This is a genomic window from Streptomyces sp. NPDC002698 (genome assembly GCF_042888945.1).
Taxonomy (GTDB): domain Bacteria; phylum Actinomycetota; class Actinomycetes; order Streptomycetales; family Streptomycetaceae; genus Streptomyces.
The window spans coordinates 55,779-82,468 of the sequence record NZ_JBIAQM010000029.1; the positions used below are offsets into that span (position 1 = coordinate 55,779).

19 protein-coding genes are annotated in these 26,690 nt (G+C 72.1%); 12 read left to right on the forward strand and 7 right to left on the reverse strand.

Features of this window, described 5'->3' with window-relative positions:
- Positions 1 to 75: 75 nt before the first annotated feature.
- Entirely contained in the window at positions 76 to 1,653 is a 1,578-nt protein-coding gene (locus tag ACFYW9_RS30700) for an alpha/beta hydrolase (RefSeq protein WP_389157127.1), read from the reverse strand.
- 260 nt (positions 1,654 to 1,913) lie between these two features.
- Here ACFYW9_RS30700 and ACFYW9_RS30705 point away from each other — a divergent pair, with 260 nt between their 5' ends.
- Both ACFYW9_RS30705 and ACFYW9_RS30710 read left to right on the forward strand, forming a co-directional pair.
- Positions 1,914 to 2,669 (forward strand): chaplin family protein, encoded by a 756-nt coding sequence (locus tag ACFYW9_RS30705; RefSeq protein ID WP_389157130.1) that lies wholly within the window; start codon positions 1,914 to 1,916, stop codon positions 2,667 to 2,669.
- A 362-nt stretch (positions 2,670 to 3,031) separates the two neighbouring features.
- Entirely contained in the window at positions 3,032 to 3,889 is an 858-nt protein-coding gene (locus ACFYW9_RS30710) for a GNAT family N-acetyltransferase (RefSeq protein WP_389157133.1), read from the forward strand.
- A 75-nt stretch (positions 3,890 to 3,964) separates the two neighbouring features.
- Here the strand turns inward: ACFYW9_RS30710 and ACFYW9_RS30715 are convergent, their stop codons facing one another.
- The 3 genes from ACFYW9_RS30715 to ACFYW9_RS30725 all read right to left on the reverse strand — a co-directional run bounded on the left by ACFYW9_RS30715 (position 3,965) and on the right by ACFYW9_RS30725 (position 10,242).
- Positions 3,965 to 4,705 carry a class I SAM-dependent methyltransferase gene (locus ACFYW9_RS30715; protein WP_389157135.1) on the reverse strand — a complete coding sequence of 247 codons (741 nt, stop codon included), beginning with the start codon at positions 4,703 to 4,705 and terminating at the stop codon, positions 3,965 to 3,967.
- Positions 4,689 to 9,110: an aminotransferase class I/II-fold pyridoxal phosphate-dependent enzyme gene (locus tag ACFYW9_RS30720; RefSeq protein WP_389157227.1), complete on the reverse strand. Its 4,422-nt coding sequence runs from the start codon at positions 9,108 to 9,110 to the stop codon at positions 4,689 to 4,691. The genes ACFYW9_RS30715 and ACFYW9_RS30720 overlap by 17 nt, the downstream gene beginning before the upstream one ends.
- A gap of 373 nt (positions 9,111 to 9,483) precedes the next feature.
- Entirely contained in the window at positions 9,484 to 10,242 is a 759-nt protein-coding gene (locus ACFYW9_RS30725; protein ID WP_389157138.1) for a TetR/AcrR family transcriptional regulator, read from the reverse strand.
- 334 nt (positions 10,243 to 10,576) lie between these two features.
- Between ACFYW9_RS30725 and ACFYW9_RS30730 the strand changes: the two genes are divergently transcribed.
- From ACFYW9_RS30730 to ACFYW9_RS30745, 4 genes are all read left to right on the forward strand, one after another.
- Positions 10,577 to 11,887 (forward strand): glycosyltransferase family 4 protein, encoded by a 1,311-nt coding sequence (locus tag ACFYW9_RS30730; protein WP_389157141.1) that lies wholly within the window; start codon positions 10,577 to 10,579, stop codon positions 11,885 to 11,887.
- Positions 11,888 to 11,957: 70 nt separating this feature from the next.
- Complete coding sequence (locus ACFYW9_RS30735) at positions 11,958 to 13,343, forward strand: UDP-glucose dehydrogenase family protein (RefSeq protein ID WP_389157144.1); 1,386 nt, start codon at positions 11,958 to 11,960, stop codon at positions 13,341 to 13,343.
- Positions 13,344 to 13,360: 17 nt separating this feature from the next.
- The gene (locus ACFYW9_RS30740) at positions 13,361 to 14,338 is read left to right on the forward strand and encodes a UDP-glucuronic acid decarboxylase family protein (protein ID WP_389157147.1); all 978 of its coding nucleotides are present in this window, start codon (positions 13,361 to 13,363) and stop codon (positions 14,336 to 14,338) included.
- Between the two features lie 119 nt (positions 14,339 to 14,457).
- Positions 14,458 to 16,251 (forward strand): glycoside hydrolase family 15 protein, encoded by a 1,794-nt coding sequence (locus ACFYW9_RS30745; protein ID WP_389157150.1) that lies wholly within the window; start codon positions 14,458 to 14,460, stop codon positions 16,249 to 16,251.
- 183 nt (positions 16,252 to 16,434) lie between these two features.
- Here ACFYW9_RS30745 and galE read toward each other — a convergent pair whose 3' ends face one another.
- Together galE and ACFYW9_RS30755 are read right to left on the reverse strand one after the other, a co-directional pair.
- Entirely contained in the window at positions 16,435 to 17,490 is a 1,056-nt protein-coding gene (gene galE, locus ACFYW9_RS30750; RefSeq protein ID WP_389157153.1) for a UDP-glucose 4-epimerase GalE, read from the reverse strand.
- Positions 17,491 to 17,776: 286 nt separating this feature from the next.
- Positions 17,777 to 18,526 carry an MBL fold metallo-hydrolase gene (locus ACFYW9_RS30755; protein ID WP_389157156.1) on the reverse strand — a complete coding sequence of 250 codons (750 nt, stop codon included), beginning with the start codon at positions 18,524 to 18,526 and terminating at the stop codon, positions 17,777 to 17,779.
- 41 nt (positions 18,527 to 18,567) lie between these two features.
- Between ACFYW9_RS30755 and ACFYW9_RS30760 the strand changes: the two genes are divergently transcribed.
- The gene (locus ACFYW9_RS30760; RefSeq protein ID WP_389157230.1) at positions 18,568 to 19,077 is read left to right on the forward strand and encodes a lectin; all 510 of its coding nucleotides are present in this window, start codon (positions 18,568 to 18,570) and stop codon (positions 19,075 to 19,077) included.
- Between the two features lie 397 nt (positions 19,078 to 19,474).
- Positions 19,475 to 21,577 carry an elongation factor G gene (gene fusA / locus ACFYW9_RS30765; RefSeq protein ID WP_389157159.1) on the forward strand — a complete coding sequence of 701 codons (2,103 nt, stop codon included), beginning with the start codon at positions 19,475 to 19,477 and terminating at the stop codon, positions 21,575 to 21,577.
- Positions 21,578 to 21,699: 122 nt separating this feature from the next.
- On the opposite strand, the gene ACFYW9_RS30770 is transcribed toward fusA, so the two are convergent.
- Complete coding sequence (locus ACFYW9_RS30770) at positions 21,700 to 22,104, reverse strand: cupin domain-containing protein (RefSeq protein ID WP_351865270.1); 405 nt, start codon at positions 22,102 to 22,104, stop codon at positions 21,700 to 21,702.
- Between the two features lie 233 nt (positions 22,105 to 22,337).
- Here ACFYW9_RS30770 and ACFYW9_RS30775 point away from each other — a divergent pair, with 233 nt between their 5' ends.
- The 4 genes from ACFYW9_RS30775 to ACFYW9_RS30790 all read left to right on the forward strand — a co-directional run bounded on the left by ACFYW9_RS30775 (position 22,338) and on the right by ACFYW9_RS30790 (position 26,557).
- The gene (locus ACFYW9_RS30775) at positions 22,338 to 22,895 is read left to right on the forward strand and encodes a carboxymuconolactone decarboxylase family protein (RefSeq protein WP_389157233.1); all 558 of its coding nucleotides are present in this window, start codon (positions 22,338 to 22,340) and stop codon (positions 22,893 to 22,895) included.
- Between the two features lie 38 nt (positions 22,896 to 22,933).
- Positions 22,934 to 24,472 carry a sugar ABC transporter ATP-binding protein gene (locus tag ACFYW9_RS30780; RefSeq protein WP_389157162.1) on the forward strand — a complete coding sequence of 513 codons (1,539 nt, stop codon included), beginning with the start codon at positions 22,934 to 22,936 and terminating at the stop codon, positions 24,470 to 24,472.
- Positions 24,469 to 25,482, forward strand: coding sequence for an ABC transporter permease (locus ACFYW9_RS30785; protein ID WP_389157166.1), 1,014 nt, complete (start codon positions 24,469 to 24,471; stop codon positions 25,480 to 25,482). The genes ACFYW9_RS30780 and ACFYW9_RS30785 overlap by 4 nt, the downstream gene beginning before the upstream one ends.
- Before the next feature lie 109 nt (positions 25,483 to 25,591).
- On the forward strand, positions 25,592 to 26,557 hold the full coding sequence (locus ACFYW9_RS30790; protein ID WP_389157169.1) for a sugar ABC transporter substrate-binding protein: 966 nt from the start codon (positions 25,592 to 25,594) through the stop codon (positions 26,555 to 26,557).
- Positions 26,558 to 26,690: the final 133 nt, after the last annotated feature.

Here is a 26,690-nt window from a genome sequence, read left to right on the forward strand (position 1 = left end):
CAAACCCATGGAGGCGAAAGCCGCTGATCGGGGACACCCGCGCGGGCCGTCACGCTCACCCGGTGGGGTTGCCCGTCAGTAGCCGTCCGTGTCCTGCGGACCGCAGGAGCTGCCGCCGGCCGGCAGCGACCCGTACAGCAGGAAGTCGTCGACCTTGCGGTGCACGCACTTCGAGGACGCGTACCCGGTGTGCCCGTCGCCCTTGTTGTCGAGCACCACCGCCGAGGAACCCAGACGCCTGGCGGTCTCCACGGTCCAGCGGTAGGGGGTCGCCGGGTCCCCGCGGGTACCGACGAGCAGAATCTTCGAGGCGGGTACGTCGCGGACCTTCTCGCGTATGTAGTCGGTGCCCTTCGGGCGGCCGTAGCACATCAGCACCTGGGCGAGCCGGTACCGGCCGAAGACGGGCGACGCCTCCTCGTAGGCGGCGCGCAGTCCGGCGACCTGCTCGGCGATCCGGCCGGCGCTGGGCCGGTCGGGGTCGTCGGCACAGTTGACGGCCATCAGGGCGGCCGGGAGGTTGTCGAGCGGGACGTCCTCGGCGTCGACGAGCCCGCCGTTCCGCCGGGGCTCCTGCCGGACGGGCGTGGAGGTGGCCGGCAGGGAGGCGCCGCCGTAGAGCTGGGTGAGTCCGTGGGTGTCGCCGTCCTGGACCAGCAGACTGAGGGCCTGTTCGAGGACGGGCCACATCTCCTTGCTGTAGAGCGCCTGGCTGATCGCGCCCACCAGGTCCTGTCCGGAGAACGCCTGGCCGTAGTCCGACGGCACCGGGTCCCGGTCGAGCGACTTGACGAGCTCGACCACCTGTTCGCTCGCGCTGCGCCGGTCCTGTCCGAACGGGCAGGCCATGTTCTTCGCGCACCAGGTGATGAAGTCGTCGAGCGCGGTCTGCTGGCCTTCCGCGCCGGTACGGCCCTGCTCGGTGAGCGGCTCGGTGAGCGTGTCGACCCCGTCGAGCACCATCCGTCCCGTCTTCTTCGGGAACTGGGCCGCGTACACCGCGCCGAGCCGTGTCCCGTAGGAGAATCCGAGGTAGTTGAGCTTCTTGTCGCCGAGCGCCTGACGCAACACGTCCAGGTCCCGGGAGGCGTTGACCGTGCCGATGTGCGGGAGGACGGCCCCCGAGTGCCGGGCGCAGGTGTCGGCGGCCTTCTTGACCGCCTTGAGCGCCGCCTGCACGTCGGTGTCGGCGGCCGTGGACCCGAAGATCTCGTCCACACCGTCTCCGCAGCTCACGGGCGAGGAGCGGCCGACGCCGCGGGGGTCGAAGGTCACCACGTCGTAGCCGTCGGTCAGGCCCATGAAGTCCTTGCCGGACGCGGCGAGCCCGGGAACGCCCGCACCGCCGGGACCGCCGAAGTTCAGCACCACCGACCCCCGTGAACGGCCCGTCGCCCGATAGCGGGCCAGCGCCAGGTCGAGCGTGCCGCGGCCCGGCCTCGCGTAGTCGAGGGGGACGGTGATCCTGCCGCACTGGAGGTCCTTGGGCATGCCGTCGCCCTCGCAGGCCGCCCACGTGACCTTCTGGCGGTAGAAGCGGGACAGGCCCGGCCCGTCGTCGGCGGTCGCCACCGTCGGCAGACCCGCCGCCAGCAGGGTCAGCGTCGCGGTGGCGGCTCCCACGACCGCGAAGCGTTGGTGCACGGACAGCATGCCTGCCTCCAGGGTCGCCTGCGGTGGACCGGCGATACCTCCCGGATCACGATAGACGCGGCCCCGGTGGCACGCCTCCGGGCGAGCGGGCCCGGCCGCCGCCCGCCGGGGCCGGGCCCTCCCCGAAAAGTGCGGAAGCTGTTCGAAATGCGTGACGCTCGATGGGGTGAAAGGCCGATAAGCCATAACTCGGATGGTCCGCAGGCGTTCTTGGCACTGTGGGCGAGTGCCCACGTTGGTGTCAGGAAGGCAGTGAACGTATGAAACGGGTGACCCGAAATGGTTTGATCGCCGCGGCCGCCGCCTCGGGCGCGCTGGCCGCGGTCATGCCGGCGCACGCCGACTCCGGGGCGGACGGCGCGGCGGCAGGCTCGCCCGGCCTGATCTCCGGCAACACCGTCCAGCTCCCCGTGCACGTCCCCGTGAACCTGTGCGGGAACACGGTGAACGTGGCCGGGCTGCTCAATCCCGCCGCGGGCAACCGCTGTGCCAACCAGGGCGCCGGGGGCGGGGCCGCCGTGACCGGCGGCGGGCGGCACGGGGGAGCCGGAGCGCACGGTGGCGCCGCCGGCCGGGGCGGCACGGCTTATGGCCGCGGTGCCGACAGCCGTGACGGTGGGGGCGCGGTCGCGCACGGTCACGGAAAGGATTCACCGGGTGTGCTCTCGGGCAACGGCCTGCAGCTCCCGGTGGATCTTCCGGTCAACGTCAGCGGCAACTCGGTGACGGCGGTCGGCCTCGGCAACGCGGCCGTCGGCAACGAATCGGTCAACACCTCGGGTGCCGAGCCCGTGCGGGAGCACCACGCCGTGAAGCCCGCCCCGAGGCCGTCCACCCCGCCCGCCGGGACTCCCGTCACCGCGGCGCCGGAGCGGGTCCGGCCGCGCGGCGGGGCCGTGGCCACCCTCGCCCACACGGGCGCGGACGCCGCGATGCCCGCCATCGCGGCGAGCGCGGCGATGCTGCTGGGCGGCGCCGTCCTGTACCGCCGGTTCCGGCCCGCCGCGGGGCGCTGACCCGCGGCGGTCACGACGGGAGGCTCCATCGGACGGGTGAACGGTGGAGCCTCCTCGCCGTCAGCGTCCCCCTGCCCGGGGGGTCCTGGGTTCCTGGCGTCCTGGGTTCCCGGGGCCTCGGGGAGCGGCGTCGTCCCGCTGTCGCGGGCCCGGGTCGCCCGGGGCGTCGCCGGGTCCGTGCGGCACGGTGACCCCGTCGTGCCGGCCGCGGGTGCCGAAGTGGCCGAATCCGCTCCCGTGCGCGGCGCTCGTCGCTGCGATCGGCACGGAGATCGGGAAGGATGCTGCGCGAGCGACCGGACCGGCGCACCGCGCGCCCCGAACGCCGGTGCGCACCCGACCCGTACGCATTGGAGCGCCCCATGACCTCTCCGGGACCCGACGGCCTCGTCGTCAGCCAGGCCACCCTCGACGACTGGAAGGTCGTCGGCGGCTGGGCGGCGGACGAGGGATGGAATCCCGGCCTGTCCGACAGCGCGAGCTTCTTCGCCCAGGATCCCGGGGGCTTCTTCATCGGACGCGTCGACGGGGAGCCGGTCTCGGCCGTCTCGGTGGTCAACTACAGCGCCGACTACGCCTTCCTGGGCTTCTATCTCGTACGCCCCGACCTGCGCGGGAACGGATACGGCCTCGCCACCTGGGAGACGGCCCTCACCCACGCGGGCGGCCGGACGGTCGGCCTCGACGGCGTGGTCGCGCAGCAGGACAACTACCGCAAGTCGGGTTTCGAACTCGCCTACCGGACCGCCCGGTTCACCGGTGTGGCCCCCGTGGGGGAGGAGCCGTCGGGGGTGCGGGCGGCCGGGCCGGCGGATCGCGCGGCGATCACGGCGTACGACAGCGCCTGCTGTCCGGCCGACCGGCCGGTGTTCCTGGAGTCGTGGCTGACCGCCCCCGGACACCGCACCTTCGTCCGGCACGACGGCGCCGGCAGGCTGAGCGGGTACGCCGTGATCCGTCCGGCGCGTGACTCCCTGCGGATCGGCCCCCTGTTCGCCGACACCGCCGACGACGCCCGCGCCCTGTTCGCCGCGCTCGCCGCCGACGCGGACGGCGGCGCGCTCGCCGTCGACGTGCCGCGGACGAACACGGCGGCCGTCGCCCTGGTGGAGAAGCTCGGCCTGACCCCCTCCTTCGAGACGGCCCGCATGTACACCGGGCCGGTCAGGGCGTTCGCGCGGGAACGCGTCCACGGGGTGACCTCGCTGGAACTCGGTTAGCCCGGCACGAACCCGGCCGGCCCGGCACGGGCGTTCGGCCCCGGGCGCGCGACCACGCACGGGAGCGGCGGCGGCTCACCGCGGGGGTGAGGCCGCCGCCCCGGTGAGCAGGATCATCCCGGAGTCCCCGTAGTCCGGCAGGGTCGGGTCCGACGGGATCCGGCTGACCGTGAGCCGGTCGGTGAGCGGGGTGAACACCTCGGTGATCACGTCCGTGTCCACCGGGCAGCCGGGCCAGCGGGATTCCGCGCCGATCCGGTAGGTCGGCATGTTCTCCATGAAGGCGGCGACCAGATGCCCGCCCGGTGCCGCGCACCGGACGAACCGGCGACAGAAGTCCTTGAACTCCTCGAAGTCCTCGGTGGCCCCCTCGGCCACGAAGTGCATGGAGGCGAGGTCGTAGCCGCCCGGTTCGACGGACCTCAGGTCGCCGTGCACCGGACGTACCGGGGACAGGGCCCCCTCCAGGGTCTCGGGGATGTCCGGGTTGAGGCTGCGGCACAGCGCGTGGAACGGCAGCCAGCTCTCGTCCGGCGGCCCGCTCAACTGCCGCGACAGATAAGCGGCGTTGGAGGTGCCGGCCTCCACGGCGTCGATGCGGCGGCTCGCGGCGGACGCCAGGATCAGCGGATAGAGGTTGGGACCGGCCCCGACCTCCACGGACCGGCGGATGCCGCCCGGCGCGAACTCGCGGTAGAACGCGCTGTGGTGGGTGATGACCGACGCGTCCGCGGGATGCAACTCGCGGTAGTTCTCGCTCAGATAGTCCTCGACGGGCCAACTGTCCCAGTCGACGTCGTCATTGAGAACCGCCATCGCTGACTCCGTCCCTCGGCCGCAGCCGATAGCGTTCGGTGAGCCGGGTGAGTGCGTCGTTGAGCCTCTCGACGTCCTCGTCGGAGTTGAGGGCGGTGAGCTGGACCCGGAAACCGACCCGGTCGCGGGGTACGAGGGGGTAGGCCGCCAGGGTCACGTAGATGCCGTTGTCCCACAGGAACCCGCCGACCGCGTCCAGGTCGTCGGCGTCGGCCAGGGGGATCTCGATGATCGGCAGGCGGTCCGTGTTGAGCGTGCCGACCCCGAGTTCCTCCAGGTGGTCGAGCACACGCCCGGTCTTGCGGCACAGGTCGGCCCGGATCTCGTCCCCGCGGCGGTCGTTGACCTCGAGACCGGCCAGCGCCGTGGCGAGGGAGGCGGTGGGCGAGGGACCCGAGTAGAGGTAGGGGGCCGCGGCGGTCTTGAGGCGGTCCTTGAGCGAGCTGGGCAGCGCGAGGAAGGCCAGCAGCGACGAGTACGCCTTGGAGAAGCCGCCGACGAGCACGATCCCCTCGTACGACTCTCCCACGTGCCGCACGATGCTGTTGCCGCGGTCCCCGTACGGACACGACTCCTGCGGGCCGCGCTCCCCGATGACGCCGAAGCCGTGCGCGTCGTCGATGTACATCAGGGCGTTCCGCGGTCTGCACACCTCGGTCAGCCTCGGCAGGTCGGGGATGTTCCCGCTCATGCTGTTCACACCGTCCAGGCAGACCAGCCGGGGCAGGTCGGCCGGTGCCGCGTCCAGCATGGCGGCCAGTTCGTCGGGGCGTTCGGCGTGGAACCGGTGCAGCGTCGCGCCCTGTCCGCGTGCCCCCACGCATCCGTCGAACACGGTCCGGTGCGCCGTGGCCTCGACGAAGACGTGGCCCTGGCCCGCGAGGGCGGGGATCACCGAGGCGTGGATCAGGGTCAGCGTGGGCAGCAGCAGCGTGTCCGGCGCGCCGAGCAGGTCGGCGAGCCGTTCCTCGATGTCGGGGTACAGGCGGGGACTGCCGATCAGCCGGGACCAGCTGGGGTGGGTGCCCCAGAGCTGTACGGCCGGCTCGATGGCCTGGATGATCTCCGGGTCGCAGTCGAAGCCGAGGTAGTTGCAGGAGGCGAAGTCGATCATCCAGTGGTCGCCGCTGCGGATGTGCCTGCCGCGTACCTCGTCCAGCACGGCGTCGCTCATGGGGTTGGTCTGCCGCAGGTGTTCCAGGTCGCGCCAGCGCCTGGAGCGGCGTGTGCTCGCCGCCTGCGTGCCGTCGGCCCCCGCCGCCTCGGGCGGGGCGGACGGCTCCCCGCCCGGGTCCGCGGACGGCTCCCCGCCCGGGTCCGCGGACGGCTCCCCGCCCGGGTCCGCGGACGGCTCCTCGCCCGGGTCCGCGCCCGCCGGCCCGATCTGTCCCGTTCCGCACCTGGTCTCCGCCGTCACGGCGGCGGACCGCGCCGGGGTGCGAACCCCGTCGCGCTGCCGCAGCAGGAACTCGCTCTGCTGCACGGTCATGGGCCGGGCGAAGAGGAAACCCTGTCCGAACCGGCATCCCATGCCGGCCAGGAGATCCCGCTGCACCGGATCCTCGATCCCCTCGGCGATCACCTGGATGCCCAGGGTGTCGGCCAGGCCGACGATTCCCTCGACGAGTGCGACCTGCCGGGTGTCCAGCGCGATGTCGTCGATGAACGTCTTGTCGATCTTCAGTACGTCGACGGGGAAGTCCCGCAGATACCGCAGCGACGAGTAGCCGCTGCCGAAGTCGTCGACGGCTATGTGGACCCCGAGGTCCTTCAGCGAGTACAGGACCGCCTGGATCTGCGCGTCCCGGCGCATCAGCACCGTCTCGGTGAGCTCCAGCTGGAGCGACCCCGGGGCGAGCCCCGGGGTCTCCAGCGCCTTGCGCACCTCGCCCAGGAACCCGCTGTCGCGGAACTGGCGGGGGGAGACGTTCACGCTGACGTACGGCGGGTCCGCCCCGTCGGCCGTCCGCTGGAGTCCGGCCATGTCGGTGGTGGCGTTCCTCAGGACCCAGGCGCCGAGCGGCGTGATGTGCCCGGTCTCCTCGGCGAGGGCGATGAACTGGTCCGGCGGAACCGGCTCGTGGTGCGGATGCGGCCAGCGGGCCAGGGCCTCGAAGCCGACGACCTCGCCCGCGCCGATGTCGACGACCGGCTGGTAGCGCAGGGCGAACTCGGACCGGGCCACCGCGCCGTCGAGCCGTGCCTGGAGATCGTGCCGTTCCACCATCCGCACCCGGAGCCGGGGGAGGAACCTGCGCCACTGCCGCTTGCCCGCCGCCTTGGCCGCGTAGAGGGCCAGATCCGCGTGGCCGAGGAGTTCCTCCGCGTCCGTGCTGTCCCTGGCGGTGGCCACGCCGACGCTCGCGGACACGCTGACCGAGCCCTCGCGGAGGCTGAACGGCCTGCTCAGCGCCTGGATCACCTGTGCCGCCAGGAGTTCGGCGTCCAGCGGCTTCTTCGCGTCCTCCATCAGCACGGCGAACTCGTCGCCCCCGAGCCGGGCCGCGGTGTCCGTGCGGCGCAGGGATCCCGAGAGCCGTTCGCCGACGGCGGTCAGCAGGTGGTCGCCGGTGGAGTGCCCCATCGTGTCGTTGACCATCTTGAAGTCGTCGAGGTCGATGAAGAGCAGACAGGTGAGCGTCGTCCCGCGGCGGCTGCGCAGGAGAGCGCGCTCGATCCGCTCCAGGAGCAGGGTCCGGTTGGGCAGACCGGTCAGCGGATCGTGGAACGCCCGTTCCGTCAGCTCGTGCTCCAGGCGCCGTTGCTCGGTCACGTCCCGCAGGGTGATGACCAGTGCGGCGACCGTGGGGTCCTCGCGCAGGTCGCTGCACCGCACCTCGACCTCGATGCGGCTGCCGTGACGCAGCACCCACCAGTGGTCGTGGGTCTCGGGGCCCCCGCCGTTCCGCAGGGCGGCGAGTCCTCTGACCACCCGGGTCCGGTCGCTGGAGTCCACCAGCTCGGGCAGGGGTGCCCCGGTGAGTTCCACCTGGCCGAAGACGGCTCGCGCGGACGGGCTCGCGTACCGGACCGTGTTGTCGTCCTCGACGATCAGGATGACGTCCGAGGCGTTGCGCACCAGCGTGCGGAAGTACGCCTCGCTCTCCTTGCGGATGATCTCCTGGCGCAGCGCGATCCGTTCCACGGCCAGTCCGGCGTGCGAGGCCAGGATCTCCAGCGAGCTCTGGATCTCGCGGAGTTGATGCTCGGGGCCCGCCGCCATCAGCACGCCCGGCAGTTCACCGGCCGGCTCGTCGGGCGGGATCATCGGGCACACCAGGGTGGTCGGCAGACCGTGGAGCCGGCCCGCGATGTCCGCCCCGAGCTCCGCCGTGGGGACCAGGTGCGAGCGGCGTGTCGTCAGCCCGCTCGCGTACTCGGCCGGCAGGACCAGACTCCGGTGCGCGACCTTGGGCCCGAACAGGGTGCTGACGGTGGTGTCGCACGCCCGCGCCACGTCCTGTGGCCGGACCGCCGCGACGAGGGACGTGGCCGCCGTGCGCAGCGCCTGCTCGCGTGCCACGGCGTTGCGGTGGGCCACCACCATCCCGGAGAGCCTGAGGATCACCAGCAGGAAGAGCGCGGCGGAGAAGACCGCGATCACGGCGGCGTCCTGGGCGTCGCCCCGCCGTCCCTCGTACAGCAGGATCCCGGGTGCCACCAGGGTGGCCGCGGCGAGCATGAGCAGGCGACGGGGTGTCGGCCGCAGGGACTCCTGCCGCTCCACGGGCCGGGTCAGTTCCACCATCGAGGGATGCAGTCCGGCGAGCCCCCAGGCGGTGTAGAACACGATCCAGCCGGCGTCGAGCGCGGTCCCGGTCTGCCACAGGTCGTTCAGCTGGAGAATCCCGTACGCGATGTCGAAGGTGAGCAGGGTCGCGGTTCCCAGCACGAGGAGCTGCACGGAGCGGATTCGGCCGGAGCCCGGGCTCGCGGACAGCAGGCGGGCCAGCATCGCGAGGACGAGGACGTCGCCGAGCGGGTACGCGATGCTGATGGCGCGTTGCTGCCACGTCAGGCCCGGCACGTGGGCGAGCGGCTGCACCAGGAAGACCCAGACCGGCAGGGCGAGCCCCAGCGCGAAGATCAGCGCGTCGAGCAGACTCGGCAGGTCGTGCCCCGGCCAGCGGTAGCGGACGAGGCCGTAGAGACCGGCGGCGAACAGCGGATACGTGGCGAGGTAGCAGGCGTCCGCGACGGACGGGAACGGATTGTTGAAGTCGAAGTACGACTCCATCACGTTGTACGACGTGTCGCCCGCGGAGAAGGCCAGCAGCCCGGCGGCCAGCAGGAGCCAAGGCCAGCGGTGGTTCGGGCGGTTGACGAGGATTCCCGTGAGCATGGCCGCGACCCCGCCGAGTCCGATGACCGCCCACAGGGGGGTCCGGGTCGTGCGAACGGCCATGTAGACGACGGTGGTGGCTGTCACCAGGAGGGCGTACACACCGAGGCGTCGTGGCCGCAGGAGGCCGCCGGTGAGGCGATGTACCCGCAGCAAGCCGAACCGCCTCCCTACGTCGGACGGCACTGGACCGTTCGCCGGGTTACGGGGCATTGCCGATCGTAGGCCCGTGGGGTGGACCGGTGCATCTTCGCCCGGGTGGCGCCGTGCGACGGAGCCGCGCTTCCGGGGGGTTCGCCCGGGCCCTTCCGGACAGCCGCCGCGGGACTCCGCGTCCTCGGGCCACTGTTCGTTCCTGTGCGAAGCGCCCCGGCGTCCGCGCGCGCCCGGGTCCGCTCCTGTGCGAAGCCGTCCCGGCATCCGGCGCCGCATCTGTTCAGTCCTGTGCGAAGCGGTCCAGCAGGGCGTCCAGGCCGGCGTCCAGGCCGTCCTGGCCGCCCCGCTCGGCGAGGGGCGAGGCGATCTCGCGGAGCCGGGGCAGCTCCTGGGGCGGCATCCTGTGCAGGCCCAGCCGGAAGGCGGTGTCCTCCTCGTCGGGGTTGTCCACCATGGCGCGCAGTTCCACGGACACGTATCCGAGCACCCAACCGGTGAAGGCGCGGAAGACGGCCGCCGAGCGGTCACGGCCGAGCCCCGCCTCATGGAGCAGCGCGAGCACCCGCTCGTGCGTCCTGAGCACGGCCGGCGGTCTGCGGGCCAGCGGGACGGCGAGCATGCGGGTGGCGAGCAGCGGCACGACCTGGGGATGGGCGAGGCAGACCTCGTAACTCACCCGCGCGATCCGGTGGAGTTCGTCGCGCCACGCGGCCGGGCCGGGCGTCGTGGAGCCCTCCGGCGCGGAACCGGCGGTGAGGCGCTCCTCCAGTTCGAGGTGGAGGGCCTCGACCAGTCCGTCCAGCAGGGCGTCCTTGCCGTCCGCGTAGCGGTACAGCGCCATGGCCTCGACTCCGAGGCGGGCGCCGAGGCGGCGCATGCTCAGAGCCGACAGGCCCTCCTCGTCCACCAGACCGAGGGCGGCGGCGAGCACGAGTTTCCGGCTCAGCCGGCCGTAGTGGCCCCGGTCGCCGGCCCGTCGTGCCGGCTCGACCGCCTTGCCGTCCTCGTCGTCCTCGTCCCGCGTCCGTTGCCCGGCCATGACTGCCTCCCTATGGCCCGCCGCCCGAAATCCTGCCCGTCGACTCCATGCGCCGACGAAGTCGTCTACGAAGTCAAGTGTACGTATACGACGTATATGGAGGAAAAAGGTGCCGTTCCGGCCGTCCTGGCTGTTCGGGCGCGGGTGGCGTCGGTGTTCTCCCTCGTGGCGCGGTCCGGGCGGTCGCCGCGCGCCGTTCCGGTCCCGGCTCGGCCGGGGCGGTCCGCGGCCGGGACCGACCGGCCGGATTGACCGGAACGACCCTAGGAGTAAAGATGTACGTATACGTCGTAAATATACGTATTTCTCACCTGCTCATCGGTGGTGATCGTTGATGCTGTACAGGACCCTCGTACCCCGCTCGGGGCGGCCGGACGGTACGGCCGGAAGCGGGACCACGCCGCCGCTGGTGGCGCCCCTCGAGGCGCTGCCCCCGGCGCCGGTCCTGCCGCGGATCAAGGTTCTGCACGTCATCACCCGCTTCTGGGCGGGAACCGGGGACGGCACGCTGCTGGCGGCCGAGGGCATGGACCCCGACCGCTACGAGGTGTGGGTCGCCGGCGTGCCGAGTGCCGACCTGTGGGAACCGGCGCGGGTTGCGGGGGTGCGCACTCTCGAGACACCGGGGTTCCGGCACACCCTGGGCCCCGCGGACATGCTCGTCCTGGGACGGCTCGTGCGGCTCATCCGCCGCGAGCGGTTCACGGTCGTGCACACCCACTCCGCGAAGGGCGGGTCTCTCGGCCGGGTCGCGGCACGGTTGTGCCGTACCCCCGTGGTCGTGCACACCCTTCACGGACAGAGCTTCCACCCGTACACCGCTCGCCCCCGGCGCACGGCGCGCCGCGGCCTGCGGCGTGTGACACGCCGACTGGCCGCGCGGTTCCCCGTGGTGGCCCCGCGCGCGGCCACCGCGGCGGCCGAGGAGCGCCGGGCCACGCCGGACCGGGGAGACGTGGTGCCCTCGGCCGTACGGCTGGGAGCCGTCCCCGAAAGCTTCGACCCCGCCGCCCGCGCCCTGCTCGGGGTCCCCCGGGAGACGGCACTCGTCGGCACCGTCGGCCGCGTCGACACCCGGAACGACCCCCTCGCCTTCGTCCGCATGGCGGCCGCGATCCGGGCGGAACACCCGGACACCGCGTTCGTCATGATCGGGGACGGTCCGCTGGCGGAGGAGGTACGACGGCTCGCCGCGGACCTGGACGTCGAGGTGACGCTCACCGGACAGCGTCCGGGCGCCGAGCGGCTCGTGGCCGGACTGGACGTCTTCGTGACCACCTTCCTGTACCCGGGGCCGGGCCGGGCGCTCACCGAGGCGCTCGCCGCCGCCCGGCCCGTCGTCGCCACGGCCGTGAACGGGGTGCCCGACCTGGTGGAGCACGGGGCCACGGGACTGCTCGTGGCACCGGCGGACCCGGCGGGCGCCGCACGCGCGGTCGGCTGGCTCCTCGGCCATCCGCGCGAGGCCGCGGAGATGGGCCGGCAGGGCAGCCGCCGGGTCCGCGCCGCGCTCGCGCCCGAGGCCCTGCGCGGGGCCGTCGACGACTGCTGCCGCGGCCTGCCGGGCCTGCCCGCCACCGGGCGCCGCGGCCTGTCGAACCCGCCCGTCATCGGGCGCGCCCCTGGAGGCGTCCCCCGCCCCTGACCCCTCACCCCACCGACACCCACCAGCCTGCCGGTCACGAGCCGACCACAGGCCGACCACGGAGAACGACATGCGTCTGACAGTCATCGGCACGGGATACGTCGGCGCGGTGCACGCCGCCTGCATGGCCGACATCGGGCACGAAGTGCTCGGCGTCGACGTCGACACCGACAGGATCGCCGCGCTGACCGCGGGCACGCCCCCGTTCTTCGAACCAGGCCTGTCGGAGACGCTCGTGCGAGCCGTGGACTCCGGCCGGCTGCGTTTCACCACCTCACCGGCCGAGGCCGCCCGCTTCGCCGACACGCACTTCGTCTGCGTCGGCACACCCCAGCACCCCGAAACGGGCGCCGCGGACCTGCGCCATGTCGAGGCGGCCGTCGACGCCCTGGCACCCCGGCTCCGCGACAGTGGTCACGAACGGGTCCTGGTGGTCGGCAAGTCCACCGTTCCGGTCGGCACCGCGGCCCGCCTGGGCGAACGGCTGCGCGCCACCGTGCCGGGGGCCGAAGTGGCCTGGAACCCGGAGTTCCTGCGGGAGGGCCGTGCCGTCCGGGACACCCTGCGGCCCGAACGCATCGTGGTCGGTACGAGGAAGGGCACCGGCACCGGGACGCCCACCGGGACCGGGGCGGGCGCCGCCGCGGAGAACGGCACCGACTGGGCCGTGGCGCGGCTCAGAGAGATCTACGCACCGCTCCTGGAAGCGGGCACCCCGTTCATCGCCACCGACCCGGCCACCGCCGAACTGGTCAAGGTCGCCTCCAACTCCTTCCTCGCCACCAAGATCTCCTTCATCAACGCCATGGCCGAGATCTGCGAGGCCACCGGGGCGGACGTCCTCACCCTGGCCGAGGCGATGGGCCGGGACTCCCGCATCGGGTCCCGCTTCCTCGCCCCCGGACTCGGTTTCGGCGGCAGTTGTCTGCCCAAGGACATCCGGGCCTTCGCCACCCGCGGCGAGGAACTGGGGCTCGGCGGCTCCGTCGCCTTCCTGCGCCAGGTCGACGAGATCAACACGCGACAGCGCCTGCGCACCGTCGGCCTCGCCGCACGCCTCCTGGGAGGCTCCTTCGGCGGCCGGAGCGTCGCGGTGCTCGGTGCCGCCTTCAAGCCCGGCAGCGACGACGTCCGGGACTCGCCCGCCCTCGTGGTCGCCGACGAGATCCGCCGCCGCGGAGCACAGGTCCGCGTGCACGACCCCGAGGCGATCGACAACGCCCGGGAGGCCTACCCCGCGCTCCAGTTCGCCCTGGACGTGGCCAAGGCCTGCGAGCGGGCCGATGTCGTCCTGCACCTCACCGAGTGGCCCCAGTACCAGGACGTGGATCCCGCCGCGCTCGCGACGGTGGTGCGTTCGCCGGTCCTCGTGGACGCACGGAACACACTGGACCCGGCCCGGTGGCGCTCGGCGGGATGGGCGCTGCACGCGCCGGGCCGTCCGGGGCTCACCTGACCGGCGGGAGGAGAGGCATGCGCGTCGTCGTGTCCGGCGGAAGCGGCTTCCTGGGATCACATCTGTGCGAGGCCCTGCTGAACAGGGGCGACAGCGTCTGCTGTCTGGACAACCTCTCCTCGGGCAGACCGGCCAACATCGCCGGGCTCCGGCACGACCCCCGGTTCGCCTTCGAGGCCCGGGACATCACCGAGACGTTCGGCGTCGCGGGCGACGTGGACGCCGTGGTGAACCTCGCGAGCCCCGCGTCGCCCGTCGACTACCAGCGCTTCCCGCTGGAGACACTGGCCGCGGGCAGCAGGGGGACCGAGAACATGCTGCGCCTCGCCGACCGTCACTCCGCCCGGTTCGTCATGGCGTCCACCAGCGAGGTCTACGGCGATCCCAAGGCGCATCCGCAGGACGAGACGTACTGGGGACACGTCAACCCCATCGGCCCGCGCAGCGTCTACGACGAGGCCAAGCGGTACGCCGAGGCCCTGTCCATGGCGTACCGGCGGAACCGGGCGGTCGACGTGGGAATCGTCCGGATCTTCAACACCTACGGCCCCCGCATGCGTTCGTACGACGGCCGGGTGGTCTCCAGCTTCATCCGGCAGGCGCTCCGCGGCGAGCCCCTGACCCTGTTCGGGGACGGCAGCCAGACCCGGAGTTTCTGCTACGTCGACGACCTGGTCCGGGGTCTGATCGCCATGATCGATTCACACCGGCCGGGCCCGTTCAACCTCGGGAATCCAGGCGAGCGGACCGTGCGGGAGCTCGCGGACCTCGTCGTCATGATCACCGGATCGCGCAGCGGACTGCGCTTCCGCCCCCTGCCCGTCGACGACCCGGTCCGCCGGCGCCCCGTCATCTCCCGCGCGCGAGAGGCGCTCGGGTGGTACCCGCGGGTGTCCCTGGAGGAAGGACTGCGGCACACGATCGACTGGTTCACGGCGGAGTCGCGGGGACCCCTGCGGCCTTCGCAGCGGTCCCCGGTGGGGCGGAGATCATGAAAGGGACTCGCCCCGCGCGGCGGAGCGCGCTTCATGGATCACCTGGTCAGGATGCGAACTCCGGTGCTGTGGACATATCCTGAACAGGCGGCGAAGAACACATCGGCGTGGCTTCGATCATGAACGCACCCATCGAGGACTACGCCCTCATCAGCGATCTGGAAACCGCCGCCATGGTTGGCAGGGACGGTTCCATCGACTGGCTGTGTCTGCCCCGGTTCGACTCCCCGGCCTGTCTGGCCGCGATGCTGGGCACACAGGACAACGGCTTCTGGCGCGTCGCGCCGGCCTCACGAGCGGTGCGTGTTCCCTGCGCCGGCCGCGCCTACCGGCCGGACACACTCGTCCTGGAGTCCCGCTGGGAGACGCCCACGGGCGTCGTGCGGGTCACCGACTTCATGCCGCCGCGCAGTCAACTGCCGTGCGTCGTGCGCATGGTGGAAGGACTGTCGGGCTCCGTGACCATGCGCAGCGAGCTACGGCTGCGCTTCCACCAGGGCAGGGTGGTGCCGTGGGTCCAGGTCGGTGAGGCCTGCACGGTCGCGGTCGCCGGGCCGGACGCCGTCTGGCTGAACACCGAGGACCTGGAGGCGGAACCCGGCGGCGAGCGCTCCATCGTCCACGACTTCACCGTCGTGGCCGGGCGCAGGACGACCCTGACGTTCGTGTGGGCCCCCTCGTACGTGCCCGAGCCGCCCACCCCGTTGTCCGTTCCGCCGGAGACGGTGCTCAAGGAGACCACCGACTTCTGGCGGCGCTGGACCGCCCAGTGCCACTACCAAGGGCCCTGGCGCGACGCCGTGGTGCGGTCCCTGATCACGCTCAAGGCGCTCACCTACGCGCCCACCGGGGGCATCGTCGCGGCCCCGACGACCTCGCTGCCCGGCCGCATCGGCGGCGAACGCAACTGGGACCACCGCTTCTGCTGGCTGCGCGACTCCGCGCTGACGCTGTCCTGCCTGCTTCGATGCGGCTACCGCGACGAGGCGACGGCCTGGCTGGGCTGGCTGGTGCGGGCCATCGCGGGGCAACCCGCCGATCTCCAGTCCGTGTACGGCGTCGGCGGACAGCGGCTGCTCCGGGAGACGGAGGCGCCGTGGCTGCCGGGCTACGAGGGCTCGCGGCCGGTCCGCTTCGGGAACTCCGCCATGAGCCAGTTCCAGCTCGACGTGTACGGCGAGGTGCTCGACGCGCTCCTGCTGTCGCTGCGGGCCGGCATCCCCATGCCGGGCCATGTGTGGAGCCTGGTGGAGGCCATGATGGGCCAACTCCGCCGCCAGTGGCGCCGGCCGGACCAGGGGCTGTGGCAAGTGCGCGGCCCGGCGCGGCAGTTCGTGCACTCCAAGGTGATGGCCTGGGTGGCCGCCGACCGCGCGCTGCGGATGGGGGAACTGCTCGGCAGGAACGGGCCCTCGGACGTCTGGCGGGCCCTGCGGGACGACGTGCACCGGGAGGTGTGCCGGGAGGGGTGGGACGCGGGACGCGGGTCCTTCGTCCAGTCCTACGGTTCGCCGGCGCTGGACGCCTCGGCGCTGCTGATTCCGCGGCTGGGTTTCCTGCCCGCCGAGGACGAGAGGGTGCTCGGCACCGTGCGGGCGATGCGGGAGCTGACCCACGGCGGGTTCGTGCGGCGGTACGCCCCGAACGGGCACGGCCCACACGGCGTGGACGGGATGCGCGGCGGCGAGGGCGCGTTCGTGGCGTGCTCCCTCTGGTACGCCGACGCGCTCGCCACGACCGGACACCGGGAGGAGGCGACGGAGGTGTTCGAGCGGGTGCTGGAGATCCGCAACGACCTCGGTCTGCTCTCGGAGCAGTGGGATCCCGACGCGGGCCGCCAACTGGGCAACGCACCGCAGGCGTTCAGCCACATCGCACTGGTGGAGACCGCGTTCCTGCTGTCGGAGGAGTGACGGGGAGACCGAGGTCCCGCTGTCGGGCTGTCGGAGCGACCGGTGGAGACCGAATTCCCGCTGCCGGAGCCGCAGTCACAGCCGCAGCCGCAGAGCCGGAGCCCCTTCACCGAACGGGAACCGGAGCCGGAGCCACAGCCACCGAGTCGGAGCCGGAGCAGCCAAGTCGGAGCCCGGCGGGTGTCAGCCCTTGCCGGACGGGCGCCGGGCGGACCCGGCGTAGCCCTGCGGGTTCAGTCGCTGGAACCGCCACGCGTCCCGGCACATGTCGGCGAGGTCCCGCGAAGGGTGCCAGCCCCAGGCGCGCCCCACGGCCGAGGCGTCCGCCACGAGTTCGGCGACATCGCCGGGGCGGCGCGCGGCCATCTCGTAGGGCACGGGCCTGCCGCACTCCGCGGAGAAGGCGGCGATCACGTCGAGGACCGAACTTCCCCTGCCTATACCGAGGTTGTACACGCGCATGCCCTGTTCGTCGGCGAGACGGTCGAGGGCGACGCGATGCGCCTCGACGGTGTCCATGACGTGCAGATAGTCGCGGATCGCCGTCCCGTCCGCCGTGGGGTAGTCGTCGCCGAAGACACGGAGGCGTTCCCGTCGCCCGATGGCCACCTGGGCCAGGTTCGGCAGCAGGTTCTCCGGAGAGCCGGCGGGGTCCTCGCCGAGAAGCCCGCTGGGATGGGCGCCCGCCGGATTGAAGTACCGCAGGCACAGCACGGTGTACTCGGGGTGACGGTGGCAGACGTCGGCGAGGATCTGCTCGCAGATGAACTTGGAGGCGGCGTACGGATTCGTCGGCCGCGCCGGGGCCGACTCGTCGAGCGGTCCGTGGCCGGCGTCGCCGTACACGGAGCAGGACGAGGAGAAGACGAGCTGGTGCACGTCGTGCTCGTGCATGGCGTTCAGCAGCGCGGTCGTTCCGCCGACGTTGGTGTCGTAGTAGTCGATGGGCATCCGTGTCGACGTACCGACGGCCTTGTGCGCGGCGAAGTGCACGACGGCGTCCACGGAGTGGCGGTCGAAGACGGCCGACAGGGCGCGTCGATCACGGATGTCCAGTTCGTAGACGGTGCCGAGGAAACGGCCCGCGATGCGTTCCACACGGGCGAAGACCTGGGGGCTGCTGTTGGAATAGTCGTCGACCACGATCAACTCGTAACCGTGGTCGAGCAGTTCGACGCAGGCGTGACTACCGATGAATCCTGCGCCGCCCGTGACGAGAATGGTCGAGGGGGCGCTCATGGGCCCGGCTCCTTCGTGCGCGCGGGCGGCGATCGGAAGGCGAGCGTCGCATCGGCACGGCGGGCCCGGTGCCCGGGGGAGGGGCGGACCGGTGCGCGGGGATCCCGGCTCCGGCGGCCCCGCTCCCGGAGGATTCCGCGCGACTGGGCTTGCCGTGCGCCATGGTGTGACGCTCCTGAGTGAAACCAATGGACAGACGACGTATATATACGACGTATATGTACCACTCTGCCCCCGGCTGCCCCTTGCGTCAAGCGGCTACGGCACCCGTCGCCGCCGGGTTCCGTCAGCCGGCCAGCTCCCGGGCGCGACGCGCGGCCTCGCGCACCGGGGCACGGTGCACGGGCCCGTGTCCGGGCAGCAGCACATCGGCGGCGAGGGCCTCGATGCGGTCGAGCGAGGCGAGCGCTTCGGCGCGCTCGGTGTCGAACATCCTCGGCAGCAGCTGGGGCCCCTGTGTCCGCGAGGTGGGGTGACCGCTCACCAGGGCGTCACCGGAGATCAGTACTCCGGCCTCCGGCAGGTGGTAGACGCAGTGGCCGGGCGTGTGGCCCGGAGTGTGCACCGGGACGGGCCGGCCGGGAAGGTCGAGCGGACCCTCGTGCGGGAACGCCTCGGGCTTCGTCATGGCCACGTCCGCCGTGCCGCCGGAGCGGATGGCGTGCACCGCCCAGGGCAGCACGCCGGGGCGCCATGCCTGCCGCATGACCTGCCCGATGCTCACCTGGTGGAGGAACTCGCGGCGCGCGTGCGGCACCTCCGTCGCGTGCAGCCGCACCGGAGTGCCGTAGGCGCGGTTCAGGAACTCGGCGGAGCCGAGGTGGTCGCTGTGCGCGTGGGTGATGAGCACGGCCGTCACCGCCTCCGGCGCGTGCCCGAGGGCCTTCAGTGACGCCAGAAGGTTCTCGCGGTCGCCCGGATAGCCCGTGTCGATCAGGGTGACCGAGTCGCCCTCGGACAGCACCACCCAGTTCGTGTTGCTGCCGTGCACCAGATGCACTCCGGGCGCTGCTTCGACGATCGCTTCCTCGCGCATGACCATCCTGACGTCGGACAACCGCTGATGCCCAGGGGGCTCTGACAGGGCGAAAGGTATCGCGAGCGCCTTTCCGGCGGCGCACGGCCGTCGCTCCCCGCCCCGCTGCGCGCCCAGGAGGGAGGCGCCGAGGCGAACCGCCTCGTGCGGCACGGGACTTGACGTGGCGCGGTCAAGGCGCTGCCATATGGTCAGGGCGCTGCCTCGACTTCTTCAAGAGCGCCATCGCCGACAACACCCAGGCCGAACTCTGGGACTGCGGCGGAGGCCAGAACCAGACGTTCACCGCCACCTCCCGCGGCGAACTCGTCGTCTACGGCGACAAATGCCTGGACGCCTACGACAGCGGGACCGCGAACGGCACCCGGGCCGTCCTGCGGGACTGCAACGGCGGCACCAACCAGAAGTGGACCTTCACCTCCGGCGGTACCGTCACCAGCAACGTCTCCGGCCTGTGCCTCGACGCGTCGGGCAACGGCACGGCGAACGGAACACCGGTCGTCCTGTGGTCGTGCAACGGCGGCTCGAACCAGCGGTGGAGCCGCGACTGAGCCGGCACACCGCACCCGCCCACCGGACCGCTCACGGAAAACCCGGTGCCTGACCCGTGCCCGGTTCCCTACACTCGCCGAGGAATCACACACCGGCGCTCCGGGTGCCGTGTGTGCCGTGACGAACGAGGGGAGCCGGGCCGTGCGTTACCGCACCGCTGTCGTCGTCCCCCCGTCACAGTACGAGGTGATCCTCGTGTCCTCGTGGGCCCGGTACCGGCTGCGCGGCCGGAACCGGACGCCCGCGACGACCTTCTGACCTCCGCCCGCACGGCGGCGACCGCATGCCCGGTCGCCGTGCGCCGTGCCCGCAGGAGGCCCACCACCGCCTGACCCCAGGCGTGTCGTCCGGGAATCGCGCCGACCCGATTCCGGATCGTCCGAAAGGCCCTGGGCCATGCGTACCGACCTGCACCGTCACCTCACCGCCCCCGTCACCGGCCCCCTCGCCGCCGTCCGCAACCTGGGCATCCTCGCCCATGTCGACGCCGGGAAGACCACCGTGACCGAACGGATCCTCTACCTCACCGGCACCATCCACAAACGGGGCGAGGTCCATGACGGCACCACCGTCACCGACTTCGACTCCCAGGAGCGCGACCGCGGCATCACCATCTTCGCCGCGGCCGTCACCTGCGCCTGGGACGGCCACCGGATCAACCTGATCGACACCCCGGGCCACGTCGACTTCTCCGACGAGGTGGAGCGCTCGCTCCGCGTCCTCGACGGAGCCGTCGCGGTGTTCGACGCCGTGGCGGGCGTCGAGCCGCAGAGCGAGTCGGTGTGGCGGCGGGCCGACCGGCACGGCGTCCCGCGGATCGCCTTCGTGAACAAGCTGGACCGCGCCGGAGCCGACCTGGACACCGCCGTCGACTCGATCCGTGAACGGCTGCATCCGGCGCCGCTGGTCGTCCAGTTGCCGATCGGCACGGAGGACGCCTTCACGGGCGTGGTGGATCTGCCGCGGATGCGCGCGCTGGTGTGGGCCGACGGCGCCGAGTCGGCCGAGGAGATCCCGGTGCCGCCCGAGCTGCTGGAGGAGGCCCGACGGCGACGCCGGCTGCTGGAGGAGGCGGTGGCGGAACTCCATCCGGCGGCCCTGGAGGAGTTCTGCGCCCGCTCCACCCTGACGGCGGGGACCCTCACGGCCGCGCTCCGCGACCTGACCCGGACCGGCGAGGGCGTGGTCGTGCTGTGCGGCTCGGCCTACCGCAACCGCGGTGTCGAACCGCTGCTGGACGCCATGGTGGCCTACCTGCCCTCGCCGCTGGACGTGCCCGCCGTCCGCGGCACGCACGACGGCGCGGAGCGGGAACGGGCGGCGGACCCGCAAGCGCCGTTCGCCGGGCTGGTGTTCAAGGTGAACGCCACCGCCACCGGACGGATGACGTACCTGCGTGTCTACGCGGGCACGGTGGAGAAGGGACAGACGGTGCTGGACGTAGGAACGGGACGCACCGAGCGGATCGCCCGCATCCTGCGCGTACGGGCCGACCGCCACGCGGAGCTGGAGCGCGCGGTGGCCGGTGACATCGTCGCCGTGATCGGGCCGAAGTCCGCCCGGGCCGGGGCGACCCTGTGCGCCCCCGGGGCACCGCTGCTCCTCGAACCGCCGGTCGTCGCCGATCCGGTGGTGTCCGTGGCGGTCGAGGCGCGCAGGAGCACCGAGACCGACCGACTGGTGTCGGCGCTGGCCCGGCTGGCCGAGGAGGACCCCTCACTGGTCGTCCGCACCGACCCCGAGACCGGGCAGACGGTGCTGTCGGGCATGGGAGAACTGCATCTGGAGGTGGCGGTGGAGAAGATCCGGCGCGCCCACGGACTCGACGTCGCCGTCGGGCGGCCGAGGGTGTCCTACCGGGAGACGGTGGCCCGCGGGGTGTCGGGCCTGGTGTACCGGCACGTCAAACAGGACGGCGGCGCGGGGCAGTTCGCCCATGTCGTCCTCGACGTGGAGCCGCTGGGGACGGACCCCGGCGGTCCGGAGGGGACGGCGGCGGACTTCGTCTTCCGTTCGGCGGTGGCCGGCGGCCGGGTGCCTCAGGAGTACGTCCGTGCCGTGGAGGCGGGCTGCCGGGACGCGCTCGCCGAGGGTCCCCTCGGCGGTCACCCGGTGACCGGGCTGCGCGTCACCCTCACCGACGGGGCGACCCACGTGAAGGACTCCTCGGAAACGGCGTTCCGCGCGGCCGGCCGGTTCGGGCTGCGTGAGGCGCTGCGCGCCAGTGCCCTGCTCCTGCTGGAACCGGTGGCCGAGGTCACCGTCACCGTGCCCGAGGACGCGGTGGGCGGGGTGCTCGGCGACCTCGCGGCCCGGCGCGGCCGGGTCTCGGGCTCGCTCAGCCGTGGGAGCACGTCGGTGATCACCGCCACCGTGCCGCTGGCCGAACTCTTCGGCTACGCGACCCGGTTGCGCAGCCGGACCCAGGGCCGGGGCGTGTTCACCACCCGTCCCGCCGGTCTCGCCCCGGCCCCCTCCCAGGGCGCGCCCGCCCGGTAACCCGGCGCGGTCCCGCTCCTGACGACGGCCCCGCCCCGACGAGGGCGGGGCCGTCCGCCCCCCTCGCCGCCGATGGCCGCAACCCCGCGGGGCGCGGCCACCGGCGGCCCCCTCGCGGCCGCTCAGCCCATCTGGTCCTCGTCCGAGAGGTGTTCGACCGTCTTCCCGGTCTCGGTGAAGGTGCGTGTCACATGGCCCGAGGAGTAGACCCACAGGATGCGCAGCGGGCGGTCGCCGACGTTCCTGAAGAGATGGGGGACGGGGGAGGGGACGTAGGTGGTGTCGAATCGCCCCAGCCTCGTCACCTCGCCGTCGACGACCACCTCCGCCTCGCCCTCCAGGACCGTCACGTGCTCGTCGCAGTTGTGCGAGTGCAAAGGCGCTCCGGAGCCGACCGGGTAGACGCTCATCCCGCTGGTGACACGGTTCTCCCCGCCCGCGGAGCGCGTGGTGATGAGCGGCGTCGTCACGACGGCCCCGCCCCGGTCCAGCAGGGGCACGGACGCGGCTTCGATGATCGTGGTCATCCGGAGTTCCTCTCCCGTCGACGGTGATGCGTCGACCGACGTTAGGTCGCGTCCCCGTGAACGGGTGCCGTCCGGCGTGCAGTTTTACCTTGCGTTCCGGGAAGGGTGAGCTTCCCGTACCCGGCTGTACCGTCGGCTGGCATCGCACGGCATTCCCGTACGTGCCGGAAACACGCCGGAAAGAAAAGGCAGGTAGCAGCCACATGAGGCTCCCCGTTCTGACCGATGAGGACATGGAACCGCGCCAGCGGGAACTGGCCGCCCGCATCGCCGGCCGGCGCGGCGCCGTCCGTGGTCCCTTCCGGGTCTGGCTGCACAGCCCGGAGATGTGCGAGCGCGCCGAATCCCTCGGCGCCTTCGCCCGGTTCGACTGCAGTCTGCCCGAGCACCTGCGCGAACTCACGCTGTTGATGGCCGCCCGGAACTGGGACGCGCAGTACTCCTGGAACGCGCACGTGGACCGGGCGATCGAGGCCGGTGTCCCCGAGGCCGCGGTCAAGGCCGTCGCCGAGAACCGGGAGGCGGTCTTCGAGGACGAAGCCGACCAGGCCTTCTACCAGTTCTGCCGGGAGGTCCTCGACGAGCACTTCGTGCGCGACGAGACCTTCGCCCGGGCGCTCGGCCACTTCGGTCCCAAGGGCCTGGTGGACACGATCGGCGCGCTCGGCAACTTCACCATGCTCGGGATGTGCCTGAACACCTTCCAGGTGGACCTCCAGGCCGACCGCGAACCCCCGTTCCCCGACATCCGCGGCTACGGGCGGCTCGGCCACGACGGACCGCGGCCGTGACCACCCTCACGGACCGGGACGCGCAAGGAGGCGCCGCCGTGACCCCGAGGAATCCGACGACGACGCCCGCCGGCGACGCCGGGACCGCCCGCGGACCCGTGCTCCGCGTCCGCGGAGTCACCAAGAGCTTCGGCGGGGCGGCCGCGCTCACGGACGTGGACCTCGACCTGTACCCCGGCGAAGTCCACGCGCTGATGGGCATGAACGGCGCCGGGAAGTCGACGCTGGTACAGATCCTCTCCGGGGTGCACCAGGCGGACTCCGGCACCGTCGAGGTCGACGGCCACGCCCAGCACGGACTGACCGTACGCAGGGCGCGACGGCTCGGCATCGCCTCGGTCCCCCAGCGCCGCGAACTGGTGATGGGCCTGACCGTCGCGGAGAACGTGATGCTGGGCGACCTGCCCACCCGGCGCGGCACCGTGCACTGGAGGGCCCTCAAGTCCGAGGCGGCGAACGCTCTTTCGGGGCTCGGCATCGACATCGACGTGGAACGGACCGCGGGTTCGCTGAGCGTCGCCGAGCAGACCATGGTCGAGGTGGCCCGCGAGGTACGCCGCGGCGGCCGGATCCTGGTCCTCGACGAGCCGACCGCCTGTCTGAGCGCGGAAGCCACCCGGCAGATCAGGGAGTTGGTGCGCACCCTGCGCGACGACGGTGTCGCCGTCGTCTACATCTCGCACTACATCGACGAGGTGATGGCCGTCGCGGACCGGCTCACCGTGCTCCGCGACGGAGCCGTCGTGCGCAGCGCGCCGGCCGCCGAACTCGACCCGGAGTCGCTGGTGCGCGCCATGGTGGGCCGGGACGTCGTCTCGCGGCGCTCCGAACGTCCCGCCCCCAAGGACGAGATCGGCCTCGCGGTGCGCGCGCTCCGCGACGGCCGGGCCGTCCGGGGCCTGGACGTCGAGGTGCGCAGGGGCGAGATCGTCGCGGTCCTCGGACCGGCCGGCGACGCGCAGTCCCGCCTCTTCGACCTGCTCTCCGGCCGGCGCCGCCCCGACACCGGGGAACTCCTCGTCGACGGCGCCCCGGTGCCGTTCGGCCGGGTGAACGCCTCACTCGCCGGCGGTCTGCGCTGCGTCACGGGCGACCGGCGGGCGCTCGGACTGGTCCCGGGCATGTCCCTGGACGAGAACCTGATGCTCGCCGGCGACCGCTTCGCCCGCAGACGACTGCACCGCCGAGGCGAACTCGCCCGCCGCGCAAGGCCGTTGCGGCGCAGCTACGGAGTCGTCTCACTCGCGGGCAATCCGCCCGTGAGCGCCCTGTCCGGCGGCAACCAGCAGAAGGTGCTGCTCGCCAAGTGGCTCCAGACCGAGCCGGTCGCCTGCTTCCTCGAAGACCCCACGAACGGCGTGGACATCGCCGCCATGGCCGACATCCACACCCTGATCGACGACCTCGCCTCCCGCGGCGCGGCCGTGCTGCTCGCGTCCTCGTCCGCCGAGGAGGTCATGCGGCTCGCCGACCGGGTGATCGTCGTCAGCGCGGGCCGCGCGGTCGCCGAGCACGACATCACCGCCATCACCCGCGACGAACTCGTCGCCACCGCACTCGGAGGTCAGCCCCAGTGAGCGTCAAGACACTTCCCGATGCCCCGGGGACCGCCGACCCGCACGGCCGGAGGAGGCCGGGGAACCGGCTCGGTGCCCTGCGCCGCGCCCCGCACACCGGCCTGACCGCCGTCCTGGTCGTCGTGGTGGTGGCCACCGTGCTGCGGACCGACGCGTTCGCCACCGACACGAACGTGATCAACATCCTGCGGCAGGTGAGTGTCACCGCCGTGATCGCCGCCGGTCTGACCCTGCTCATGACCGCGGGCGGCATGGACTTCTCCATGGGCAGCAACGTCTCCGTCACGACCGCGCTCGGGGCGCAGCTCCTGTCGCACGGTCACTCCACCGTCTTCACCGTGGCCGCCACGATCGTTCTCGCCACGGTGATCGGCCTGGTGAACGGGCTGGTGGTGACGTTCACGAACGTCGCCCCGTTCGTCGTCACCCTGGCCACGGCCACCCTGCTCGACGGCGTCGCGCTGCTGGTGCTCGACAGCGTCAGCGTCTCCATCGGCACCAGGATGTTCCCGCTGGGCAACGACAAGATCCTCGGCATCCCCTATCTGCTGGTCCTGGCCGTCCTGGTCCTCGTCGCGACGGCCCTGGTCATGCGGTTCACCGTGTTCGGCCGCGACGCCTACGCCATCGGCGGCAACGAGCACGTCGCCCGGCTCAGCGGTATCGACGTCACCGCGCGCAAGCTCACGCTGTACGCCCTCACCGGCGCCCTGTCCGGTCTGGCCGGCCTGATGCTGCTGTCCCGGCTCGGCTCCAGCAGCCCCGGCACGGGCGGTCTCTCCCTCCAGCTCACCGCCGTGGCCGCGGTGGTCATCGGCGGTACCTCGCTGGCCGGCGGCCACGGCACCGTGACCGGTACCGCGCTCGGCGTCGTGCTCCTCGGCGTCGTGGCCAACGCGCTGAACCTCCTTCAGGTCTCCAGCAACTACCAGCCGGTCTCCGTCGGCGGGGTGCTGCTCGTCGCGGCCGTCGCCAACGAGTTCCACAAGTCCCGGTCCGCGCGGAACTGACGCGCCCCTCCCGCATATCCATCTCCCCGTTTTCCGCGGGCGATTTCCCCCTCACCGTTTTCCGCATGCGCTCCCCCCTGCCCTCGCCCGTCATGAAAGGCGTACGACCATGAGACTTTCCGTCCGTTCCCGCCGCGCACTGATCGCCGCGGCCGCCGGCACCACCCTGGTGCTGAGTGGCTGCGCGAAGAACGACAACACCGGTTCGGCCGGGTCGAGTTCCGGATCCGTCACCATCGGATTCGTCAATGGCGCCGACACCGCGTTCCACACGTGTCTGCAGAAAGCCGTCGAGGGGACGGCGAAGTCGGAAGGGGCCAAGGTGTACACGGCCAATTCCCACCAGAACGCGGGAACCGAACTGTCGAACATCGAGGACATGATCTCCCGCAAGGTCAGTGCGCTGATCGTGCAGACCGTCAATGTCGACTCGCTCGACGGCGACATAGCCAAGGCCAAGGCTTCCGGCATCCCGATCTACCTGACCTCGGTGGCCCCCAACGACGCGAACGGCATCCTGGGCGCGGCCGTCGTCGACCTCCAGAAGGTGGGCGCCCTGGACGCCGACTGGGTCGGCAAGGACGCCGACGGCAAGAACGTGAAGGTCGGTGTGATCGCGGGCGCGCCCGGTGCCGCCTCCGACCTTCTCGTCGGCGGGTTCACCAACGAGCTGCCGTCCACCGCGAAGGTCGTCGCGAACCAGCCCGGCATGTTCAACCCGGTCAAGGCCCAGGAGGTCGCCGAGAACATGATCCAGGCGCACCCCGACCTGGACTACGCCTTCGTCGCCAACGAGGAGATGGGCTTCGCCGTCCGCAAGGCGTTCGACGCGGCCGGCGCCGAGGACGTCCGGATCGTGACCGTCAACGGCACCGACGAGGGGCTGGCCGCCGTGAAGGACGGCCGCTTCTCCGCCACGGTGGCCAACTCGGCCATGGTCATCGGCCGGACGGCGGTGAAGAGCGCCATCGGTCTGCTGGGCAAAGAAAAGGTTGACAAGATTGCCAACATTCCACTTCTCTTGGTCACCAAGGACAACCTGACCAAGGCCCCGCAGTACTGCCCCACGCCGTAGCGCCCGCACGGTGAGCGGCGCCTTCCTCAGCGCGTCCCGAGCCGCCGTCCCGTCGTCCCAGGAATGTCCTCACGGAGCCGCTCGTCAGGGCATTCCGGACCGGCGCGACCCGGGCCCGCACCGCGGTGAGGCC